The organism is Mesorhizobium marinum (genome assembly GCF_040813675.1).
In the GTDB taxonomy this organism is placed as follows: Bacteria; Pseudomonadota; Alphaproteobacteria; order Rhizobiales; family Rhizobiaceae; genus Mesorhizobium_K; species Mesorhizobium_K marinum.
On record NZ_JBFOCI010000030.1, the window covers coordinates 1 to 875 of the forward strand.

1 protein-coding gene is annotated in these 875 nt (G+C 52.4%); it reads right to left on the minus strand.

What is annotated here, in order from left to right; translation table 11 throughout:
- Positions 1-359 (minus strand): hypothetical protein (locus ABUE31_RS22700; protein ID WP_367726039.1); only part of this gene is annotated, 359 nt, incomplete at its 3' end.
- Between the last annotated feature and the right edge of the window lie 516 nt (positions 360-875).

Below are 875 nucleotides of genomic sequence, written 5' to 3' on the forward strand. Positions count from 1 at the left end.
TTTGGTCTCAGGACATGAGCGTGATACGCATTGTCATTGGGCTCAACCCCTGAAATTGGCGACGATGTCACCGGAAGTTTCGGGTCTTTTCGGGCTTCTGCGAGTTCTTTGGCCGGCACCACCGCCCAGCCATCAAATTGTTTCACTTTCGAGAACGTTTGACCGGCCAGATCAGCGCGGTGGCGGAGGTATGTTGAAACTTTCCGATCTATCCCGGTCGCACCAAGGCGATCCAGGGACACTTCATTCCCACGGGTTTCTTCGAAATGATTCAATCTCAGACCGGAGAAGTTAGGCTGTCCTGCCGCCCCTCTAAGCATCGGCTCTTCGAAAAGCCGACGCCCAATCTGCTCGTTCATTCCAACATTATTGGGCGGGATCCATCTTGCCATGCCGACCCGATGTAAGCTGCTTGGTCACCGAACGCAGTTCCTCTCTGAACGTATTACTGCCTCTACGGATAACTGTGTGAATTGGACTATCTGGCGCAATTGTCGGTACCGCGAAAAGGATTGTTTCTTGATCCGANCCGATGTAAGCTGCTTGGTCACCGAACGCAGTTCCTCTCTGAACGTATTACTGCCTCTACGGATAACTGTGTGAATTGGACTATCTGGCGCAATTGTCGGTACCGCGAAAAGGATTGTTTCTTGATCCGACACAACGCTTGTCATCGAGCCGTCCGCTGTCTCGAACTCCGCGACAAGGTCGCCTGAGTTTGTCGCATAGAGGTGTGGTTCGGTTGGTAGCAGGTCAGCACCATGCCGAAAGAAAGCGATAGCTGCAAACGCAGCATCCTCAGTGAGCCATTCGGTCGAAAATTCGCCTTCATACTCCTCAGGCAACACCGAATCTCTAATGCGTGCTTCGACAAG